7 protein-coding genes are annotated in these 21,808 nt (G+C 47.3%); 2 read left to right on the top strand and 5 right to left on the bottom strand.

Features of this window, described 5'->3' with window-relative positions:
* Positions 1-63: 63 nt before the first annotated feature.
* Entirely contained in the window at positions 64-1,476 is a 1,413-nt protein-coding gene (locus tag K0625_RS11655) for an alginate export family protein (protein WP_220109857.1), read from the top strand.
* Positions 1,477-1,610: 134 nt separating this feature from the next.
* Here the strand turns inward: K0625_RS11655 and pfaD are convergent, their stop codons facing one another.
* From pfaD to K0625_RS11630, 5 genes are all read right to left on the bottom strand, one after another.
* Positions 1,611-3,248, bottom strand: coding sequence for an eicosapentaenoate synthase subunit PfaD (gene pfaD / locus K0625_RS11650; protein WP_220109856.1), 1,638 nt, complete (start codon positions 3,246-3,248; stop codon positions 1,611-1,613).
* A gap of 212 nt (positions 3,249-3,460) precedes the next feature.
* Positions 3,461-9,307, bottom strand: coding sequence for a hotdog fold thioesterase (locus K0625_RS11645; protein WP_220109855.1), 5,847 nt, complete (start codon positions 9,305-9,307; stop codon positions 3,461-3,463).
* The gene (locus K0625_RS11640; protein WP_220109854.1) at positions 9,307-11,649 is read right to left on the bottom strand and encodes a PfaB family protein; all 2,343 of its coding nucleotides are present in this window, start codon (positions 11,647-11,649) and stop codon (positions 9,307-9,309) included. The genes K0625_RS11645 and K0625_RS11640 overlap by 1 nt, the downstream gene beginning before the upstream one ends.
* Positions 11,649-20,018, bottom strand: a complete 8,370-nt coding sequence (locus tag K0625_RS11635; RefSeq protein WP_232847056.1) for a type I polyketide synthase — start codon at positions 20,016-20,018, stop codon at positions 11,649-11,651. Before K0625_RS11635 ends, K0625_RS11640 begins: the two co-directional genes overlap by 1 nt.
* Positions 20,018-20,884: a transcriptional regulator gene (locus K0625_RS11630; RefSeq protein ID WP_220109853.1), complete on the bottom strand. Its 867-nt coding sequence runs from the start codon at positions 20,882-20,884 to the stop codon at positions 20,018-20,020. The genes K0625_RS11635 and K0625_RS11630 overlap by 1 nt, the downstream gene beginning before the upstream one ends.
* A gap of 526 nt (positions 20,885-21,410) precedes the next feature.
* On the opposite strand from K0625_RS11630, the gene K0625_RS11625 reads away from it, so the two are divergent.
* Positions 21,411-21,791, top strand: coding sequence for a DUF6841 family protein (locus K0625_RS11625; protein WP_220109852.1), 381 nt, complete (start codon positions 21,411-21,413; stop codon positions 21,789-21,791).
* Positions 21,792-21,808 lie beyond the last annotated feature (17 nt).

The raw sequence follows: 21,808 nt of genomic DNA, 5'->3' as shown, positions 1-21,808 counted from the left end.
TCTACTGACGGTTTGTTTCTCCTCAATTAAGTTTCTTGTAACTATTTATAATAGTAGGTGGTTATGAATATAAAAATAAATAAGTGTGCGATATTGAGTTTGCTTGGAATTAGTTTTTATTCTTATTCTGAAGATAAGCATCCTAATGTTCAATATGACTTTAATTTATTTAGAGCTGAGGAGAGCTATAATAAATTTATTAATAGCGATTTAGATGACCTCTCCTTTTGGGAGAGGATGAAATATATCCCTTTAAATAGTGAGGGAGATATGTACGTAACTTTAGGTGGTGAAGTTCGACCTAGAGGGGAATTTTATATTAACCGCTTTTCGAAAGAGAGTAACGATGTAAATTTTTACTCACATCGCATTGCTTTACATACTAACATTCAGATTGGAACTTCATTCAGAGGATTTATGGAGTTTTATCATGGTTATACTAGCCATGATACTGAATTTGCAGAGTATGATGAATTAGATTGGCATCAAGGATTTATTGAGTATAAAGCCAGTGGTGAAATTGTAGATGATTGGTATATACGCGCTGGTCGTCAGGAGATGTCACTAGGTTCTGCAAGGTTGGTTGGTTTTAGAGAGGGGCCTAATATTCGTAGAAGCTTTGATATGTTACGTATGCATATGAAGTCTGCAGATTTTCGATTGCAGGCTTTTTATGGTAGAGAGGTGATTCCAGAGTTTGGTGTATTTGATAATAAATCTAACATTTTTGATAAAGAAGAAAATAACCCCAAATTATGGGGAGCAGTGTCAGAATTTGTAGTACCTGGTGATTTTGGTAAAAATGAGCTCTATTATCTTGGGTTTCATGTTAATCATGCTCGTTTTAATGATGTAACTGGTGAGGAGAAACGTCATAGTTTAGGGCTTAGGCGTGCAGGAAGCTTAAGTGAAGCATTTTCGTATAATACTGAGTTTACCTATCAGTTTGGTGATATCGGAGACTCAAAAATACAAGCATTTAACTTTGAAACTGATTGGAACTATACTTTCCATCATTCTATATGGAAGCCAAATTTAGGGTTGAAACTTGAGTGGTCATCCGGTGATGATAAACAGGGAGATGGTGAAATTAATACCTTTAACCCTATGTTTGTTAACCCTGCATATTACAGTGTTATTAAAATTATTACTCCTGCGAATATGGCGTCGCTTCATCCATCACTTACTGTTTACCCTACTGAGAATTTAAAGCTCTACTTGGAATGGGCTTGGTTTCAAAGAGTATCTGAGGAGGATGGCTTGTATCGTGTGACACGTTTTCTTTCTAGAGAACCAGGTGAAGGGAATAGTAAATATATAGGTCAGCAGTTAGGTTTTAAACTGACTTATAAGTTTAACTCATTTTGGTCATTTGACTTTGATATTAGCTATTTTAAAGCTGGCCGTTTTTTAGAGCAAACAGGAGATGCAGAAGATATTGTTTATATCTCTCCAACTCTTAGGTTTAGATTTTAGTGTTATGATTCCGAAGCCAAAGAGAGTCTGCTTTTTACCAAACATAAAGCCCGCTAGGATCTCATAAATCCTAGCGGGCTTTTTATCACAACTCGAAGCAACTCTTTCAGCCGCTCAAGCTCTTTATAAAAAGCTTATGCCATTCTCTGCGTTGGCTTCCAGCGTAGTAACTGAGTCGGTAACTTCACACCTTGTGAGGTGAGGGTGTTAACGCGGTTCAAGTAGGCTGCGCCGTACATCAGGTGCTTGGCGACATCGACAGCGTTACGGTCTTGATAGTTATCTAAGTAGCTACCTTTAGCCCACTGGTTGAATGCGCCCAGTGCTGGGCCTGCCCAGATCTGGTAATCCATCTCGCGGCCTGATTCACCTGAGTTTGACCAGCGGCTTGAAAGCCCCAAATACCAGCGGAAAATCAGTGCCATCTTACGCTTAGGGTTGCCTTCGGCGCGCTCAATCTGTTTAGGATCACGTTCGTTGAAGTGTGCGACAGTACCTGCCCAGATCTCATCAAGGCTTGAACGAAATACCTGCTTCTCCAGCTTTTCACGCTCATCAGACGGGATCGCTTCGATAGACTCATAGCGGGTGTAGATCTCATAAAGCTTGTTAGCGCGCATTGGGAATAGTGTGCCGCGCTTAACAACTTGTAGCTTTACGCCCATCTCGAACATATCGGCCGCAGGTGCCATGGTCACATCGGCCATCTCAGTGGTAGCAAGTAGCTTACGGGTATGCTCACTAGCACCAGCTTCGACGCAGGCTTGGTTAACTGAGCCCGTGACAATATACGCCGCACCCATATTGAATGTGGCAAGGGCTGCATCGGGAGTTCCCACACCGCCACCACAGCCAACACGTATTGGCGTTTCATACTGGTACTTAGCCTGGATCTCCTCTTTAAGTGCCAGAATCGTTGGAAGTAGGGTAACTAAAGGGCGGTTATCGGTATGACCGCCTGAATCTGCTTCTGCTGTGATGTCGTCGCTCATAGGCACAAGTTGAGCTAGCTCCATCTGCTCAGGCGTAATAGAGCCATCATCCACAAGCTTTTGCAGCATTTTAGCTGGCGCTGGCATCATGAACTTTTCAGCCACTTCGGTGCGACTGACTTTTGCAATCACTTTGTTACCGACAACCACATTACCCTGTGCGTCACGGCTTAGGCCCGCTGCTCGGTAGTAGACTATTTGAGGTGTAAGACCTAAGAAAGCAGATGCTTCAACGGTGCGAACCTTATGCTTAATAAATAGCTCGACGCTACCGCGCTCTAGCGCTGGCTCGCTTGGGCTATGGATAAGGTTAAACATGTAAGGGCCATTTGGCAGCGCCTTTTGAATGCGATTAATGGCTGCTTCAACTCGGCTTGGGATAAGACCCGCTGCGCCAAATGAGCATAAAATGCCGGCCTGACCTAAAGCAATCACTAGCTCTTCAGATGAGATACCGTTCGCCATTGCACCTGCGTAGTAAGCGTACTTAACACCGTGGACGCGGCGGAAGTTACTGTCACCTAAACTTTCGGTACCAAGTGCAGGAGCAAAAGCACTGACCGGCTGGTTGCCGTTGGCTGCTTGCGTAGAGGAACCTTCAGAGACGACATGGGCTTCTTGAGCTATCCCAATCCCTTTTTCACTGTGGTTAACGACAAAGCAGCCACGACTGAAATCTTTAAGTTGCTGCTCCATCACATTCACATCAAAGTTAATCTTACTATCTGCTACAGCCCACGGCCATGGAGAGAGCTTTTCATTTGTTGTCGTAGGATTCATTCTTGACCCTTAATAATTTATTTCCCCGTCACCCTAGACGCTACAGTTTTATTGTCGGCGCTTGTCGTTACCATCATGTATAAAGCATACACTCAGGTCTCTCCAAACTTGACGGCTTCACTGTAACGCCTATGGTTTAGGGGAGATTTAAGCTAGAGATTATATACCTCTAACTCTTTGTTATTTTTAATTTAAGCCTAAAAGCGCAGCTTTTAGGCTTCTTCGATGGATATTGCGATATCAAACACTTCGTAAATACGCAGCCCATCTTTACTTAGGCTCGCATTACCTGTGATCACCTTCTTGCCATTTTCATCTTTGACAGAGATGATGCTGACATCCATAGACATCTGCTTGTTCAGTGGGTTGATTTGACCGCGATACTTCCACTTGATGTTCGATAATATTTGACCAAACTTTGGATTGTTAAATCCAGCGCCCAAGTCTTTACTGATGGCGTAAGCTTGCATGGTTTCGATAATCGCTTCAACACCTAAAGAGCCCGGCATAACCGGATCTTGGTGGAAGTGGAACTGGAAGAACCAGTCACTTGGGTCGATAGTGCGCTCAGCATACAGGTAGCCTAAGCCTTCAGTGCCACCATTATCGACAATCTCAACCGAGTCGATAAAGTTAAGCTGACCACCTGCTAGGCGGTAGTGTGGCTTACCTGCTGGGGCTGTGAAGTGGCGGCCACTCTTATCGAGAAGGTTCACTTTGGTATCGGCCGCAATCCCTTTAGCGACATGCCAAGGTTGGGTGACTTTACCGTTATCAAGACCAAGCTGATCTTTTAGCGCATCACCTTTGAAGTAACCAAATACTGCCGTACCTCGATAGAAAGGCTCATCATCTGTGCTTAGCTCGAAGCTAAAGCTTTGAATGATGTTGGTGCCAGCCATAACCGTTGACAGTAGACGTGAGTCATTGCGAATCGTCTTACCGCGCAGGTCGACTTCACGTAGTAGTTCACCGCTACCGTCTAAGTTACGAAAGAATAGCTCAAGGCCTGGGAAGCCCAGGGTGGTCCCCATGTAACCAGAGATAAAACCGTTTGGTTGCAGGGATATCTCCATCAAAATAGAGTAGGGCATTACGGCTTGGTGGCTGTTTTTATCAAAGTACCAAGCATCGGTTGGCACTTCATATTCAGCGATACATGAAGATGGCTTCTTAAAGTCGCCACGCTTACCGTTCACTTCGATAACACGCGTAGTCACCTGCAGATCGCCGCAAGGCGTGCGTGGTGGGATCATGCCGCGGTAGATTGAGAACTCAGGTCCGAAACAGTTTTCGATGTTACCTGTAGCAAACTCAAACATGTGATACGGCGTAAATGGCACAGTATCGGGCACACGGTTCGGATAATCTGGCGTAATTGGCGCTTCAACGTGTGAAATTGGGATCACACCCTTGTTTGGTTCTTTAGTCAGATCAGGTATTTGAGCCATTAATGGCGCGTTAGCTGATGCTGGTTGGTACGTCTTAGGAGAAGATATTGGAGCATTAATAGACTCTTTACTTAGAGACGCCGCTGGCGCTAGTGGATAGCGAGTACACTCATTTTCCTCTTTAATCATCACTCCTAAGTTCTGGAAGTCCACCACTGGCTTACCGTTTAGGATGATATCGATATTTGCCTTAGCATATGGACGTGGGCTGAAACCAATTTCAGTCACTTCCATACGGTAAGTGAGCGTGCCTGATTGTGGCAGTACTTGTCCGCGACAACGGACTTGCTGTGATGCATTCTCAAGTGGCTGGAAACGGCCATTCTTAGTTTGCGTGTGCATACCTAAGTGCAACATAAAGAATTGCAACAACTGGCCACAACCTTCAGCCATTAATGAGCCCGCCATCACTTGGTCGCCCTGGAAGTGACATGGGAAGTACCAATGATCAGGCTCTAACTGCTTATGGCCTTCAATTAGGCCAAGTCCCCATGTGCCGCCATTGCGCTCAACCTTGCTCACTTGCTCAATCATCAGGAATTTCTCTGATGCGAAACATAATGAGGGCTGCGCAGCTCCGGCATGAGTTGCACCGAAACAGCCTTCAATATCAGCTGATAGTAGTTTGTGGATATCGCCGTAGCTAAAGCTCGTTTTAGGGCAATCTAAAATCGGATTAAAGGTCTTTTTCACCGCTAAGCTGCGGGCTTTAATCTCATCTTCTGTGCGGATAACACCTTTACCGTCGGCAAGCTCCTCATCGGTGAAGAAGCCAGCACAGCCACCATCCATCTTAAGGATCATGGTATCGCCAACAAAACACTCATATGAGAAGAAGAACAGCAAAGTGTCGCCGTTGCGGGCGTAGTTATTGATCTTAATGTCATAACGCAGGGTATCGCCGCCACGTGGCAGATCGCCTAGGAAGGTGAGGGTACAATCTAGTAGACGGTATACGCGCTCGCCCTTGTTCTCAAAATCGATACCTAGGTAGCTAATGAGCATCAAGTCACACTGACCTGATTCTACTGCCACTGCCCATGGGATCTGGCCATCAACTAGGTAAGGTGCATCCAGTGGAATGTCATACTCAGTGGTCATCGAGCATTTCTTGAACTCGTTCATGGTTGCATCTAGCTTAGTGACGCGAGACACCAGTAGGTAATCTGTGGTCGGTAGACGTACACGGCGTGAGTAGCTGTCGATGATGGCGTAATCTGACCCAAACACATTGGCGATATCGCCTTCAGCGTATTCAACCAAGTCAGCATAGTTCCAGATACAGGGCTTAAGCTCAGGCGTTGGCGCTGTGTATGGTGGCACGTTAGCGTGATCAGGTTTGAGTTCTGGGGCTGTATTCAAGGTGTTAGCGTATGAAACTGGCGCTGGTATTGCTGTGCTGGTTACTGGCTCTTGTCCTAGTGTTTGTCCAGTGACTTGAGCAAGTTGCTGCTTTAACAGTGCGTCAGCCACTTTCATGCCGGCTGAGCGACTCTTTAAAAATGCTTGGTGAGCTTGTTGGGTCAGCTGCTGATTTTGCTGAAAAGCGTTTAAGTCACCCGCAGAAACATCGAGTGTTTTGCTTGGCGCTTGTGCTGTTATTGTTTTAGTTTGAGACGTCATAGGGTTACCTAATACTGGTGTAGGGTTCACTGAGGCTGCTTTTACCTGTGTAGGCTCAGTAACTTGCTGTAATGCTGTGCGTGTAACCAAAGGCTTTTTATACTTCACCACAGATGAAGTTCTGCTATGGGCTAACTTGTTCTGTATCGAGGCTAAGCTTGCTAGTGGTGCATCGACAATATGTTGATAGATATCACGGCCGCCTAGGGTGACCTGCTTCAATAGCTGGTGCTTAGCATTGGATTTAAGCTCATGACTTAATCGACTGGTAAGGGCGCTGTTTTCGGTTGCCGTTTGGCTGATTAACAGCTGGGATATCTGAGCTTCACTGCTATTGGCAATGATTGCCGCACCCGCATCTTTATGCGAAAGGTTAAGCAGGCCATGAAGTAGACTAGCCATACCTGCTGCCGCAAAACTATGACCCACGCGCTCATCAGCACTTGTGATAACGGCGTTAGGGAACAGATCTGTAACAGGGGGATTTCGATGGCTACCTGGTGCAATGCTGGTTTCAACGACTTTGACAGTGTTAATATCAGTGCCAGCTTGAGTCAGCAAGTTATCGGTAACCAGATTGACCTCTGCGGCTTTGCCAAAGGCTAGCGAATTGATAGTGGCGTATGATTTTTCTGGTTTAGCATCATTAGCGACAAGTACTACAGCGCCAGCACCTTCACCGACATTCCAGCTTCCGCTTTCTTGAGCGGTAGAGTGTTGGGCCGCTGTTGCGTCGATAGAGACAGGTTCAACACTGTTTTTCAGTATCACCTGCTCGAAGCTACCAGAGAGATCCACTGCAGCAATAACTACGGCATCTAACGCTTCGCTTATCATCATATTTTGCGCGACATCGATACAGCGGCTCACCGATTGTTCAGCGGCTGAGATGGTGAATGCTGGACCGTGGAAGTCCCACAAGGATGCGATGCGCGAAGCCATGATATTGCCGATAAAGCTGGTGTACTGGTTGAGCTTAGCCGCATCGAGTACGCTATCCATGGTGATAGTTTCTAATGCTTGATACTCATCTTCACTCAAGGTGACGCCAACAGCGGCAAGGCTTTCTTGAAGCTGAGTATGCAAGTTTACCCGGCCGCGGAATTGATGCAGTTCAAGCTCGGTTTCCATGGCAACTAATACTGCCACTTTCTGGCCTGGCTCTAGTTTGGCATCTCGGATCGCTTCATCGGTGACCTTCATCAGCATGAGCTGCTGTGAAATGAGACGGTCATCTTCATTTGGTGGCAGTTTAAAGCGCAGGAAATCAAGCTCAAAACTGTCGACATAGGCTCCTTTGGGAGCCGCGCTTAAACCAAATTCAGCTAATAGCTCTGAGTGTTGCTCTAGCCCTTTCCAGCGCTTTTTCGGCAAGGTGATAAAGCCATTGCTGTTTGAGGTAATCGCACTGTTAAGCTGATTAATACTGTTAAGGGGGCCAAAGTGAGATGCTAGACCTGTGATCTTCATCGCCTGTGGTGTCACGATTTGTTGAGTCTGCTTGACTACGCCTCTGGCTTGAGCGCCAGCGGCTGGATTAGATGAGGCGCCCACGGCGTCTTTTGAAGGTAAATAGCTCTCTAATAGCAGGTGAGCGTTACAGCCTCCGAAACCAAATACAGAAACGCCAGCGTGACGTTTAGCATTGCCCTCTTTAGCTGGCCAAGGCTGTACTTGATTTGGCAAGGTTGATGAGCCAAACAGATGATTAGGTGATGAGATAGCATCGCTAATATTGATACTTGGAGGCAGTGCACTCTCTTTCATGGCAAAGATCATCTTCATGATCCCCGGCATGCCCGCAGCGGTTAACAAGTGGCCTAAGTTTGATTTAGCTGAGCCAATCAGCGGCGCCTGACTGCCCGCGAGCTTACCTTCAAAAAAGGTCTCCATTGAGGTGAGCTCTATCTTGTCACCCAGAGGAGTCCCCGTTGCGTGACACTCGATGACCTCGATATCTTTAGGCTCAATGTCGCTGGCCGCATAAGCACGCTCGAACGCTTTGACCTGACCTTTAGGGTTAGGGCTCAGTACAAATTGTCCTTTCCCATCGTTAGATAAGCCAACACCACTCACGACTGCATAGATATTATCACCATCACGCTCGGCATCATCTAAGCGCTTTAGCACGAGTACGCCTGCACCTTCGCCTGCAAATAGCCCTTTGCTGTTACCACCGAAGGGGACTGAGATACCGTGATCTGGGTAGGCGTGGAAGATGGAGAAACCCATGTTAATAAAGAAGGGATCTGCACCAGATACCGCCCCTGCTAGCATCACATCGGCTTTGCCTGCACTTAAGTAGTCACAAGCAAGTTTCAGTGAGTAGACTGAGCTTGCACAGGCAGCGTCGAGACTGAGCTGTGCGCCGCCTAAACCTAGCGCGTCAGCCACTACTTTTGAAGCGTTGTGGGCGATGGCGCCGTTAGCGTTATCTAACGTGGCCTCACTTTGTACTCGGCTTGTGTGGGCATTGGTTGGGTTTAGTTTAAATGCATTCGCACCTAGTTTATCCTGCAGCGCTTTTTCGACTGCGCTGTGATAGATAGGCAGAAACAGATCGTTGGAACGAGTCGTTGGGAACGAAAGGGCGCCCATGATGATCCCCGTACGATCAAGGGAGGCATCACCTAAGGTGATACCTGCATCATTGAGTGCTTTACGGCTAGTATCAAGGGCCCAAAGAAAGCTGTCATCTAATCCCGTTAGGCTTTCACTTGGCAGTTGATAGCCTGTTGCATCGAAGTGGAAGTTTTCGATGTAGCCGCCTTTATCACAATAAAAACGGTCAGATTGTCCCTGAACACCTTGGTAATCGCAGCTGTTAGCCCCGAGCTTTTTATTGGTCAAGGTGGTTCGTGAGTCTCGTTTATCCAGCAGGTTTTGCCAAAACTCACCTGGCGTCTTAGCATCCGGGTAGAGCGTGGCAAGGCCGACAATGGCGATCTTGCTCTGTTTAGTGCTATTTGAGTTTGAAGAAGACATTAGACTTCTCCTTGTAAAGTTAGATTCGACATCTGTTTACTCTTGAGCTGAATCGTGTGTGCAGCCTGTAGTTGTGACAGGGCTATCTCACGATTTAATCCATTGATCAAAGGCGCGACAGTAAGAGGTACTCGGTGACTGATGAGTTGGCCTAATGCCTTAAGTAAGGTAGTGATATCATCACCGCCCTTGGCATTAACGGGCACAGTGCAGCATGGAAAGTCTGTTGACGCACCGCCGCATTGACGATCTTGCTTAGCGATTTTGTCGATAAGGGTACAGTTTTGTCTATCTGCACCTAACTCAACAAATAACTTAGCACCTTGCTTTTGGGCACTATGAACAAGTGCGGTGAAGTCTAAGGTATTGCAGAAGGTATCGGCGATTGAGCGGGCGATAACCTGAGAGTCTATTTCACCTTGAGCATTGGATACTGTGCTATCAGCCGATGCTGCACTGATAAACTTAATTTTGTTAGGGTCACAGCCTTGAGCGGCACTTGATAAAGAGCCATGAGCGTTTTGGCTTTTACCAAGCGCAGCTTGAGTTAGTTCCTGATTGTAGAACTGCTCTACATTGTCATGCTCCTCCATCGCGGGAGCTGTGTGCATTGCCGTGACGCGGTTTGCAGCAATGCCTCGTTTTTTCAACTTAGCGAGTAGCTCTCGACACTGAGTCTCACAGCCTGCAATTACACAGGTATCACCCTGAATAATGGCGAGGTAAGCGTGGGGGAACTCAGGGAGTAGCGCTTCAATCGGTGCAGCTGACGATCGAACAACAAAGCTGTTCCAGACAATATCTGCATCGTTATTATCGAGCTTCCAAGCCTTTCTAACCGCAGTTAACTTGCCTGAAATTGCACTGGTAAATAGCGGGTCAGTCTTAGTTTTTTCAATCAGGGTATGTGGTTTTTTCCACACTCCTAGACTTGCCCACATCGACGCCTCACCCATGGAGTAACCTAAGGCAAAGTTGGGTGTGATAGTAAACTCTTTGACTAATAGTTGGGTAAGTAGGTAGCTGCTACCCACACCAGCAATAGCCAGATCGCCTAAGGCCATGGCAGGTGCCACTTTTGGATCTAAGTGATAGATGGCATCGGCTTGGAACATAGATTTCAAGTCACCCTCACGCTCAAGTTGGGCGTAGAGTGACGGGAAGTAGCCATGCAGCTCACTGAACATATCGCTATAAACCGTTCCCACTCCGGGGTAGACAAAGGCAAGGCCATTTTGAGCCGGTGCTCCTAAAGGCTCAGCGGTAAAGTAGCTACCTGCTGGCGTGCGATACTGTTGTGAAAGAGCTTGGCCACTTTCAGCCATTATCTTAGATACAGTCTCAGCCATGGCATCAAGCTCTTGCAGCATGGCCTCAACTGAAGTTGCCTGCAGTGTGATAACCAGTTCATTGGCTGTGCTTGCTTCGAAGGCAAGCAGGTTATCACGCATCAAAATAAGTAGTGATTCAGGAGTTGAGGCTCCTACCAACTGAGTTCTTAGCGCGCCTAGTGAACTAATGAGTTCCGCTTGGCTATTCTCTGAGATAACAAGTTGTAATCGCTTAGTATTGATAATCGATTTTGGTGCGGTAAAGCCTGTGCCTTGGGAGAGTACGAAGCTGATGCAGCTTTTATTGTTAACGCATTCGCTCGGGCTGTGGGCACTATTCACATCGCTGTGGGCACTGGCACTCTGACCTTTAATGCTATTGGTCAGGTTAATGGCCACCACACGTGCTTGGTGATGGCTGGTAAACCAGTAGTGGCTATTGGCCTGTTTAGGACCGATTGACTGTGGATCTCTATGGTGTGTGCGGGAAGCAAGATCTTGGATGAGCTTACATACCGCATCAAACTGCTCTGTGCTATTAAGCTCTGGCAGATCAAAGCGCTTGCTGACGCTGTCAGGTTTGCGCTTTGCTTGGTTTAGGGCCTTAGCCATAGAGCTCGATGGATCAGAGTGCTCTTGTATCTGCATTGCAGCAAGCTGCGCATGGGGGTGAATTCGATTTTGGGCTGCTTTGAGTGCATGCATCATCAACAGTGAGCTAGATGGCGTTGAGATCTGTACTAGCTTACCTTGCTCTATCGACTCGATAGTCGCAGTTAAGTTCGCTTCAAAATCATCGACCTTGATAGAGACAAGCTCTGTTGTCTCTAGCAATTTTGAGCTATATAGCTCAGGCATTAGCACAGAGAGCTGCTCAGTCTGCTCAGGTGCAGCATCTACACTCTTGCTTAAATCTAGTGAGGCAGGCAGCACCAAGAGTGCGATGCGCAGAGGCATCTCACTCTTGATAACTTGCTCACTGACGCTCGTGTTAACTGTCAGCTGGTCCATTAAGACTTTTCTCCACTAATGCGATTAGCAGTGCTGTTTTCATTCAAAAAAGCGCTATTGAGGTTTTTGCTGATGGTGACTTTCGCCCCTTTCATCATCGCACTTAGCTCACCATTTTCATGGTAAAGCGCGACATTAGCCTCAAGTGAGCGAGCACTTGTCTTAACAACCTCAAGTGCTAGCACTGCTTTATCACCAAATGCTAAAGGCTTGTTTGAGATAAACTCGCCTATGGCCGACGGTAAGCTCGCTGCACCGTACTTAAGTCTTGCCCATACCAGCATCGCCTGTAGCAGTAGATCTTCAGCAAATGGCTGACTACCACCGATATGCTGCGTGGCAACAAACTGGCCGCAATCACTGTCATCGACTTGTGGAAGCTGACAACTGGCCAGCAGCCCTGCATCATCAAAGCTAAATATCTGCTTTATGCCCTGCAGACGTGGCCCATGGAATAGGGTTCCGTTGCTGTAGAGCTCTGCATCTGTTGTGACGGCTTCACCAGTTAAATCGATAGACTTAGTGGCAAAGGTGTCGTTAGATACGGCAAGCGTCGCTTTGTACTGCGGACGACCTTGACTGCTGATTAACGCCTGCATTCTTTCGCCACTATTTCCACCAGCCGCTGAAGGCTCTTTTCCAACAGCCGCTGAAGGCTCTGGCGTCAACTCTAGAGTCATCTCTTGAACATTGCTGCTGTCGAAGATGATCCCTTTCAGTAGCTTATAGTCGACTACTTTGACTTGAGCACCAAGCATCTCACTTGCAGCTTCTCGCATCCACTGAATTGCACATACGGTAGGCAACACAGGGTTACCGCTAATGCGGTGGTCTTGGATAAAGACCATCGTATTAGGGTTTAATGCTCTAGTTAGAGAGACAGGTGCTAGCGGGTGTGATGCATAAAACACCTCACCCGCATTAAGCTTTTTTACAGAAGCGTCCTTTTTAGAAGCGTCGTCGCCACCTTGCATAGAGGTACCGATAAGCAGTTGAGCGCCAGTCTCACTTAGCAGTTGGGTAGCAAAAAGCTCCGCCCCCGCTTTTAGTGGGATAACGTACACGCCACGTTCGGTAAACATCTTCTTAAGTGCATCGGTAACCATGCCACCATCCCAAGGACCCCAGTTAAAGCTCATCACTTTAGCTTGTGGGTTACGCGCAGTGAACTGCAGCGCTGCCTTGTTAAGGATGTCGTTAGACATAGCGTAATCGCTCTGACCTGTGTTGCCATAGAAACCAGCGGCAGATGAGAACATAGCAAGTAGCTTCACCTTGCTTGAATCAAGGGCTGCAAGTAGCGCTTTTAAACCGTTAACTTTAGTGCCGTATACGCGAGCAAGCTCTTCGATTGTTTTATCTTGAATATGCTTATCGGCAAGTACGCCTGCACCATGGATAAGGCCTGTGATCTCATTTGAGCGACCATTTAGCGCTGCTGTAATAGCGGCGGTGTCGGTCACATCCATGCTGACATATTCAGCGCTTGCGCCAACTTCGGCAAAAGCTGCAAGGGCTGTGTTGATCTCAATAGAGCTCTTAACAGTCCAAACTAACGCTTCAACCTGCTTAGGGGTTGGCTTATTACCTGTAGAGATAATATGCGCAATTGCGGCAGGTTTTAGCTCGCTTATTTGCTTACCCGTTGCCCATGCTGGGATAGCCAAGAGCTCGCTACGGCCTGCAAGGATAAAGTGAGACTGTGTACGCTTAGCTAAAGCCAGGGCACATTCAAAAGTGACCCCTTTTGCACCACCAGTCACTAGGATTTTATCGGTAGAATTAAGCTCTGCTTTGGCACTTTTGTTACTTGCCTCACCCGCAACTAAGGTGCAGCGACTTACGTTGCCCTTGCTATCAATAGACACACCGACTTCAGGAAGCCCTGTGACGCTATCGAATAGCTCAGCTGTGATGGCATCAGCAAGATGAGTTGCATCTAGGCTAGTTGATATGTCGAGTGCACGGCAGAATACGCTTGGCCACTCATGGCTCAGTGTTTTAGTTAAACCAGCAAGTGCTGCTTGGTTTAGCTCAGCGTTTTGTAGCGCTTTCGCGTCTAAGTAACCAAAGCCACCATCGATACGACTAACCGTGATAAAGCTACGGCGCTTATCACTTGAAGTTGTTAGCTTTGGCTGTAGCAACTTAGCCCAAAGGAAGGCTTGGCTAACGTGAGTGAAGCTGTCATCGCTAAGATTGACGGCGTCATTAACGCTGTAGCTATCTGCTTCAGGTTGTAGATGGACGAAACCACCAATTTGGCCCAGTTGCTGCTCAATTTGAGCAATAATAGCGCTGATACCTGTTTCATCAAGGCTGGTTGCTTGGAAGCTTGCGACATCACTGCTTAGCGGTGATTGTGCCGCGCCTTTAGGTAGACGTACAACGGCAACCTTAAGGCCTTGCTTAGAGAGTTTCTCTGCGAGCACGCCTGCATTGTGACCATCATCGGTGATCACTAGAGTAGCGTCTGCGGCGAAACAGTTGTTGATTTGATCCGCCGCGTTAAGCTTTTTTAGCGCTACCTCGCTGTGAGGAGGCAGTTCTAGCGTAGAGGTAATTGTCTCAGCGACTGACTTTACAGCACCTGATACAGCAGCACCTACTGTAGATCGTGAGCCTTCAGCGTCAGTTGTAGAGAGTTTGCTGTTCATGTAGCTTACGATTTCGCCCAGCGTACGGCACTCTGCAAGATCTTCAGGGTTTAGTTCAGGCAAGCCTGGAAGCTCATCTTGAACGGTTCCCAAGATCTCAACACGCTTAATGGAGTCGATACCTAGGTCGGCTTCCATATCCATGCTAAGTTCTAGCATCTCAGTTGGGTAGCCAGTCTTGTCGGCTACCACAGACATCATAGTGCCTTGCACTTTTTCTGCGCTAAGACCACTCATCGCAGGCGCTGCGGCGGCACTTTTATTAGCAGAGCCTTCAGCTGCACTTGTGTTAGTCAGCTTAGAGTTCATATAGCTTACGATTTCGCCCAGAGTTCGACACTCGGCAAGATCTTCAGGGTTTAGTTCAGGTAAGCCTGGAAGCTCATCTTGAACAGTACCCAAGATTTCAACGCGCTTGATAGAGTCGATACCTAAGTCTGCTTCCATATCCATGCTAAGTTCTAGCATCTCAGTAGGGTAGCCCGTTTTCTCGGCAACTACTGACATCATAGTGCTTTGTACTGTCTCGGCGCTCAGGGCTGTTTCCGCAGAGAGTCCGCTCGTAGCTGGCGCCGCGACTGCACTTGTGTTAGCAGAACCTTCTGCTGGAAGATTAGAGCCATCAGCCAGTTTAGAGTTCATATAAGCAACGATTTCACCCAGTGTACGACACTCAGCTAGATCTTCTGGGTTTAGCTCAGGTAGGCCTGGAAGCTCATCTTGAACAGTACCTAAAATCTCAACACGCTTGATAGAGTCGATACCAAGGTCGGCTTCCATATCCATGCTAAGTTCTAGCATCTCAGTAGGGTAGCCAGTTTTCTGGGCTACAACAGACATCATAGTGCTTTGTACCTGATCCGCAGAGAGTGAGCCTTCAGCGGTTTTTAAAGGTGAAGAGTCCGTTACGCTTGTTGCTGTTGCTTGAGAACTTACAGAAGGCAACTTGCTATTCATATAAGTCACGATTTCGCCCAGAGTACGACACTCAGCTAGATCTTCTGGGTTTAGCTCAGGCAGATCTGGTAACTCATCTTGAACAGTACCTAAGATCTCAACACGCTTGATTGAGTCGATACCCAGGTCTGCTTCCATGTCCATGCTAAGTTCTAGCATCTCAGTAGGGTAGCCAGTCTTATCGGCAACCACTGACATCATAGTGCTCTGCACTTGAGTTGCATTTAATCCGCTTGAAGCTGCTTGAGGAGCCGCGCCTTCAGATGAAGTGCCTGCGGCGTCACTTGTAGAGAGTGAGCCTTCAGCGTCTTTTGTGGAGAGCTTAGAGTTCATATAGCTAACGATTTCGCCTAGTGTACGGCACTCGGCTAGATCTTCAGGGCTTAGCTCAGGTAGACCAGGTAGTTCATCTTGAACTGTACCCAAGATCTCAACACGCTTGATAGAGTCGATACCCAGATCGGCTTCCATATCCATCTCAAGCTCTAGCATCTCAGTTGGGTAACCCGTTTTCTCGGCAACCACAGACATCATAGTGCTTTGGACTTGAGTTGCACTAATTCCAAGAGCAGCCGCGGCGCTAGAGCCCTCAGCAGCAGTTGCATTAGTAGCAGGAGCGCTTGTTGCTTGAGCAGTTGAACTTCCTGAAGGAAGTTTACTGTTCATATAAGCTACGATTTCACCCAGTGTACGGCACTCGGCTAGATCTTCTGGGTTTAGCTCAGGTAGGCCTGGAAGCTCATCTTGAACAGTACCTAAGATCTCAACACGCTTGATAGAGTCGATACCCAGATCGGCTTCCATATCCATCTCAAGCTCTAGCATCTCAGTAGGGTAACCCGTTTTTTCGGCAACCACTTCAAGCATGGTCGCTTGGACTTTCTCTGTAGAAAGAGCCGCGATCAAGGCTGTTTCAGCAGAGAGTGAGCCTTCAGCGGCTTGTGAAAGGGCTACAGCTGCACTTGTATTAGTAGAGTCAGCGGCGCTTGTATTAGATGTCGCGACAGGCTCAACTCTGCTTTCTACTTTTGCTGCTTGAGCAACAGGGGCTGTTTGCACAGGTGTTACGGCTGGAGCTACTTGAGCTACAGGTGCGGCCACTGGAGCTGCAACTTTCGCAGGAGTGGCTTGAACTGGTGTACTAACTCTAGGAGCCGCCGCAGCGCTTGATGCTGCTTGGATGACAGCTGGTTGAGCAGGAGCTACTTGAACTGGCGTGCCGTTCAGCATGCTAAGCGCTGCGATATTACTGCCTGCTTGCATCTCAAGAAACTGAGTGTGGCTTTGCAGAGTTTGAGCTTGAAGCTGATGGAACTGCTCCATTGAGCGTTGTAGGCTCTCTGGAATGGCAACTCCTGAACCTGCAAGCTTCGTTTGCTCTGTCATCAAGGTCGTGAAGGTCTCGCCATATTGCTGCGGGATCTCAAGGAACTGTTGATGAAGCTCTGCTGCTTGCTGCTGCGCTGCAAAGAAGTTAGTAAGAGCATCGCTGCTAACATTAAGAACCGCTGAAGGCTCGGTATTAAAGGCGGGTTTGTTTTGAGACACGACTTGACTCTCTTGAACAGAATGGGTTATCACAGGGTTGGCTTGAGCTGTTGATACTTCAACAATCTTCTCAACGACTGTTGGGACTTCTATAATTTTTTCCACTTCAACGATCTTTTCAACTTCGACTACTTTTTCAACAATCTTCTCTTCAACGATAGTAGAGCTGGTGACAGCACCAGTGTGGAGAGATTTTTCCATCTTAGCGCGGGTTGATTTGCTGATATGGTTAACTGCATTAAGAGAGATGCTCATTGGCGACTTCTTCTCTGGCGCAGCAATATCGGCCTGGTATGGGTCGATATTATCAAGCTTGATACCAGCAACGGCTAGCTGGACGGCAGCTTGCTTAAGTTGAAGATCGCTATCGCCTTTAGGACTTGGGTTGATAGAGATGGCAACTATTTCCGCTTTATTTGGATCAGCCTTATCAGCACCCGCTTTGTGACCAAGAGTCCCTTGAACTAGTTTCTGTAGAATGTTCTTAGGACCAAACTCAACAAAGATACGTGCACCATCCTTGTACATGGCTTCTAATTCAGCGGTAAAGCGAACCGATTGAAGCATATGTTTCTTGAACGAGGCCTTAATCTTAGCGCCTGTGTTGGCATAAAGCTCACCAGTGGCATTGGAATATAGTGCGCGAGTCGGCTTGCTGAATTTTGCGCCGTCGATAGCTTTAGCAAAAGGCGCTTGGGCATGACCCACAAGTTCTGTGTGGAAGGCACCCGATACAGGTAAGTTGATCGCCTTAAAGCCTTGCTCACTAAGGGCTTTAGCCGCTTCGCCAGTTGATGAAGTTGGGCCTGCAATCACAGATTGTGTCGGCGCATTGTAGTTAGCCACTTTTACACCATCGAACTTAGCGATAGTCGCTTCAACAGTTTCTAGGTCGCTAGCTGATTTAGTAATGATGGCGAACATCGCACCAGTGTCTGCTTCTATACCGTCTTTAGCGGGGGCTTTAGTTGCCATGGCATCGCCACGGGCAAAGGCTAGATTGTAGTAGTCATCCGTTGAGATAGTGCCAGATGCACAAAGTGCACTTAGCTCACCGAAGCTGTGACCTGCAACCATATCTGCATTGAAGCCCGCAGCGGTAAACAGCTCGTACTGACCCATAGAGATGGCACCGATAGCACTTTGTGCATTAGCGGTGTTGGTCAAAATAGCTTCTTGAGCTTTAACATCATCTTTATTAAACACAGGCTTTGGATAAAGTATCTGTGAAAGCGGAGTCTTGTCATTTGCGGCAAAGACTTTATCTGCAGTTACAAATTGCTGACGCATCTCTGGGTAGTAACAAGCGAGGTCGCGACCCATGTTGAGGTACTGTGAACCTTGGCCAGTAAATAGTGCGGCAACTTTACCTGTCACAGCGTTAGCGCGGTAGCTGGTGCCACCGGGTAGCTGCCAAGCGTCGTCTGTGCTGCTGGTTAGCTTTGCAATTGCTTGCTTGATCTGTGTTGCTAGCTCTTCGCCTGTATTAGCAACTAAGCCGATACGCGGAGCGTTGGCGTCCAGCTCACGTAGGCCGTAATCTTGTGCGGCAGTGGCGATGATAAACTCATCGGTTGTTGCTGCAGTTGCTAACTTATTTAGCTCAGCGATTAGCGCATCTTTTGACGCTGCGCTGACGAGGAAGCTTTGAGCAACTTGGCGCTGACGGTACTTAGCTTTCTCGCTATCTAAACGGCTGTGCTCATTGTTGTACTCTTCCAGAACAAAGTGGAAGTTTGTGCCACCAAAACCAAATGAGCTGATACCCGCACGGCGCGGCGTGCCATCAACACGAGGTAGCCAAGGGCGAGTCTCTGTGTTGAGATAGAACGGCGAGTTCTCGATATCTAGCTTAGGGCTAGGTTGGCTAACATTAATCGTCGCCGGCAGTACTTTATGATGCAGTGCAAGCGCTGCTTTAATCAGACCTGCAGTACCCGCTGTTGATTTAGTGTGACCAATTTGAGACTTAACTGAACCAAGAGCAATGTGCTGCTTAGTGTCATTACCTTCGCTAAACACAGAACAAAGGCCTGCAAATTCGGCTGCATCACCTGCCGCGGTGCCTGTACCATGGGCTTCGATTAAGCCTAATGTGTGCGGTGCAAATCCTGCGTCATCATAGGCGCGGTTGAGTGCTTTAGCTTGACCTTCAGGACGTGGGGCGTAGATAGACTTAAACTTACCATCGGATGATGAGCCTATGCCTTTAATGACAGAGTAGATTCGATCGCCATCGCGCTCGGCATCTTCAAGGCGCTTAAGAGCAACCATGCCGATCCCTTCACCAATCATCATGCCTTTTGAGTCGATATCGAATGGCTGAATAGTTTCATTAGTGGTAAAGGCTGGCGTCTTAGAGAAACTCATGTACATAGATGGTGAGTTATCGGTACACACACCACCTGTGATCATCATCTCTGAGCGACCTTCTGTCAGCTCAGTTAACGCCATACGCATAGCGGCAAGAGAGCCTGCACAGGCTGCATCGACGACGCAGTTCATACCGCCTAAATCAAAACGGTTGGCGATACGACCCGAAATAACGTTACCCAGTGAACCTGGGAATGAGTTCTCCTCCCAGTGTACATACTGGTCTTGGAACTTCTTGATAAGCATCGCGCTGTCTTCGTCGCTAATGCCACTGTTGGCGAAGACTTTCTTAAGTACTGGATACTGCAGACGCGCGGTTAAACTGTGGCTGATCTTCTGACCGCCACCCACACCCAGTGTTATGCCTATCTTGTCTCTGTCATAGCCCTCTGGCAGGTTCGCATCGGCCAAGACCTCTTTTGCCACGATCAGTGATAACAGCTGTGATGAATCGGTTAGTTCAAGGATATTTGGCGGCAGGCCAAACTCCATTGGGTTGAAGTCAACATCTGGAAGGAAACCACCACGCTTACAGTAACTCTTATCTGGGGTGCTCTTATTCGCATCATAGTACTCTTCAGGCTGCCAGTGAGTTGAGGGCAGTTCCGTGATGGCATCAATTTTTTCGCTGATAAGATCCCAGAACTTGTTTAGGTAGCGGGAGTTAGCAAAGATACTGGCCATGCCGACGATGGCGATAGGCATATCTTTAAGGCGTTTATTAAGACGCTTATCAGCTTGGGGATCTTGATTCAATTCAGCTGTATTTTTCGAGGATGCTTTTGCTGATTTTTTATCAGCTAACGGCTTTGAGGGTTTAGAGGTCTGGCTCATTATGAGTCTCCACTGGGTGCCTGAGATTCAGGCGTCTTGTTGTTAGTCTCAACGTTTTCTGTGACATTGCCATGACTAAGCTTGGCGCCGGGAAAGCGTTGTAAAAAGGTGTGGTAGTTGCGAACGAGCAACTTACGCAGATGAAACGGCCCATGCTTTAATACATTGGCGATATATCGGTTTGTGGCTTGAGTATTGCCATCTTTGTAGATATCTAGATATATCCAGTCACTGTCAGGGTCGACACCGAGCAGGATTGAATAGGATTCTTCGTCACTCAGCTGAGGTGGAATGGTCAGGGAGACCACCTGTACAACATTGTCGCTATCTGTATTTGGCAGCGCTAAGGTCTCGGCGAGTGTTTCGTAGTGCAGTGTATAGGTTTCGATGTCACTGCCTTGCGTGATCGGCAGTTGATTAAAGTAACGTTGCGGGACATGGGGACTTTCAATGCCATTAATGCGGGAAACACCATAGCGCTTCAGGCAGCGTGCTAAACCAGATCTAGAGACATTGGGGTTAATAAACTTTTGAGTGACCACCAATAATCTGTCTAGGGGTATCTTTAACTGGTATCTCAATCCGACCACAACATACTCTTGCAGTGGTGTGAGGGTGGTATTGAGATGATGGGGAGTATTGGATGTATCGGCTACTGAATCACGCTTTCGCCACTTGCGCACAGTCGCTTCGCTAATGTTGAGCACTTTAGCGAGCTGGGACACTGTAAGATCCGATCCTTGGATAAATCGACGCATCTCTGGTGTAGTGGTGGCATTTCGGTGCCTAGTTTCTGTTGCGCACTGCGTACGCTTATCCGAGTTTATCTGCTCCGGACTTTTATTCACACTATCTTGCTCTGCCATCGGTTTAGCGGGTATCCATGAACAATCTACTGGGACTTACTACGACTTTATGACTAGAGAATATCTGCAGAATATCCATTTTATCGTAATTTATCAGTATTTTTTGGCTAATGGTTGAGCAGACTACCTGACCTTAAGTGACAACACAATCACCTGGGACTTAATAATTCCTCTTCCGACCAGTTTGAGCTTACACGTGTTTATTTATGTGTGATAGATGTTTCATTTTTTCTATTGGAATAAAACATCATTAAGGTCAAATAACACTCAGGTATACAAGTCGGCACTTTGAGTTAACAAGCGTGTGAATTGCTTCTGTTTGCCTCACGTCTGTTTAGTAAAAGGGCATAGGGGCAGGTATAGTTAGCATCAGGTGGTGAATGGGGTTAGCGCTGCAAGTTAAAAATGGTAGTTAAGCTCAGGTTACGCTTAATTCCCATCTAGATTCACCTGATCTTAAGTGCTCTTGAAGTCGATGATTCTTAAATGTTAGTTTCTAAGGCTAACTTATTTGATAATGGTGCTTATGGAAGAGTTAACATCCCTATTTCAGTTATATTGCCAAGCCTTTGATGACAAAGATGCCATGGCTATCTCCAGTAAATATACCACTCCCTGTGCGATATCTGATGCCGATGGTGCTTTAGTGTTTAGTGAGCATTCGGCATTACTTGAAAAGTTTGAAAATAACTGTAATCGCCTTAGTGAGTTAGGCCATCAATATTCTGAGTTTGTACTCTCAGAGCAACGCCAACTCGGTAAAGGGGTTGCTATGGTGGATGTTGGTTGGCGAGTTTATTTCACTGATAGGTCGAGTGAATTTAGATGCTTATACATAGTCCATAAAACGGAGTTGGGCTGGCGAATATTCAGTGCCCACCTCTATGCCGAAGCACATTCAAAGTAAGTGAACAATTAAGAAGC

This window comes from Shewanella nanhaiensis (assembly GCF_019457885.1).
GTDB classification, from domain to species: domain Bacteria; phylum Pseudomonadota; class Gammaproteobacteria; order Enterobacterales; family Shewanellaceae; genus Shewanella; species Shewanella nanhaiensis.
The sequence above is the reverse complement of the archived record's forward strand: the minus strand, read 5'-3'. Positions and strand labels throughout refer to the sequence as shown.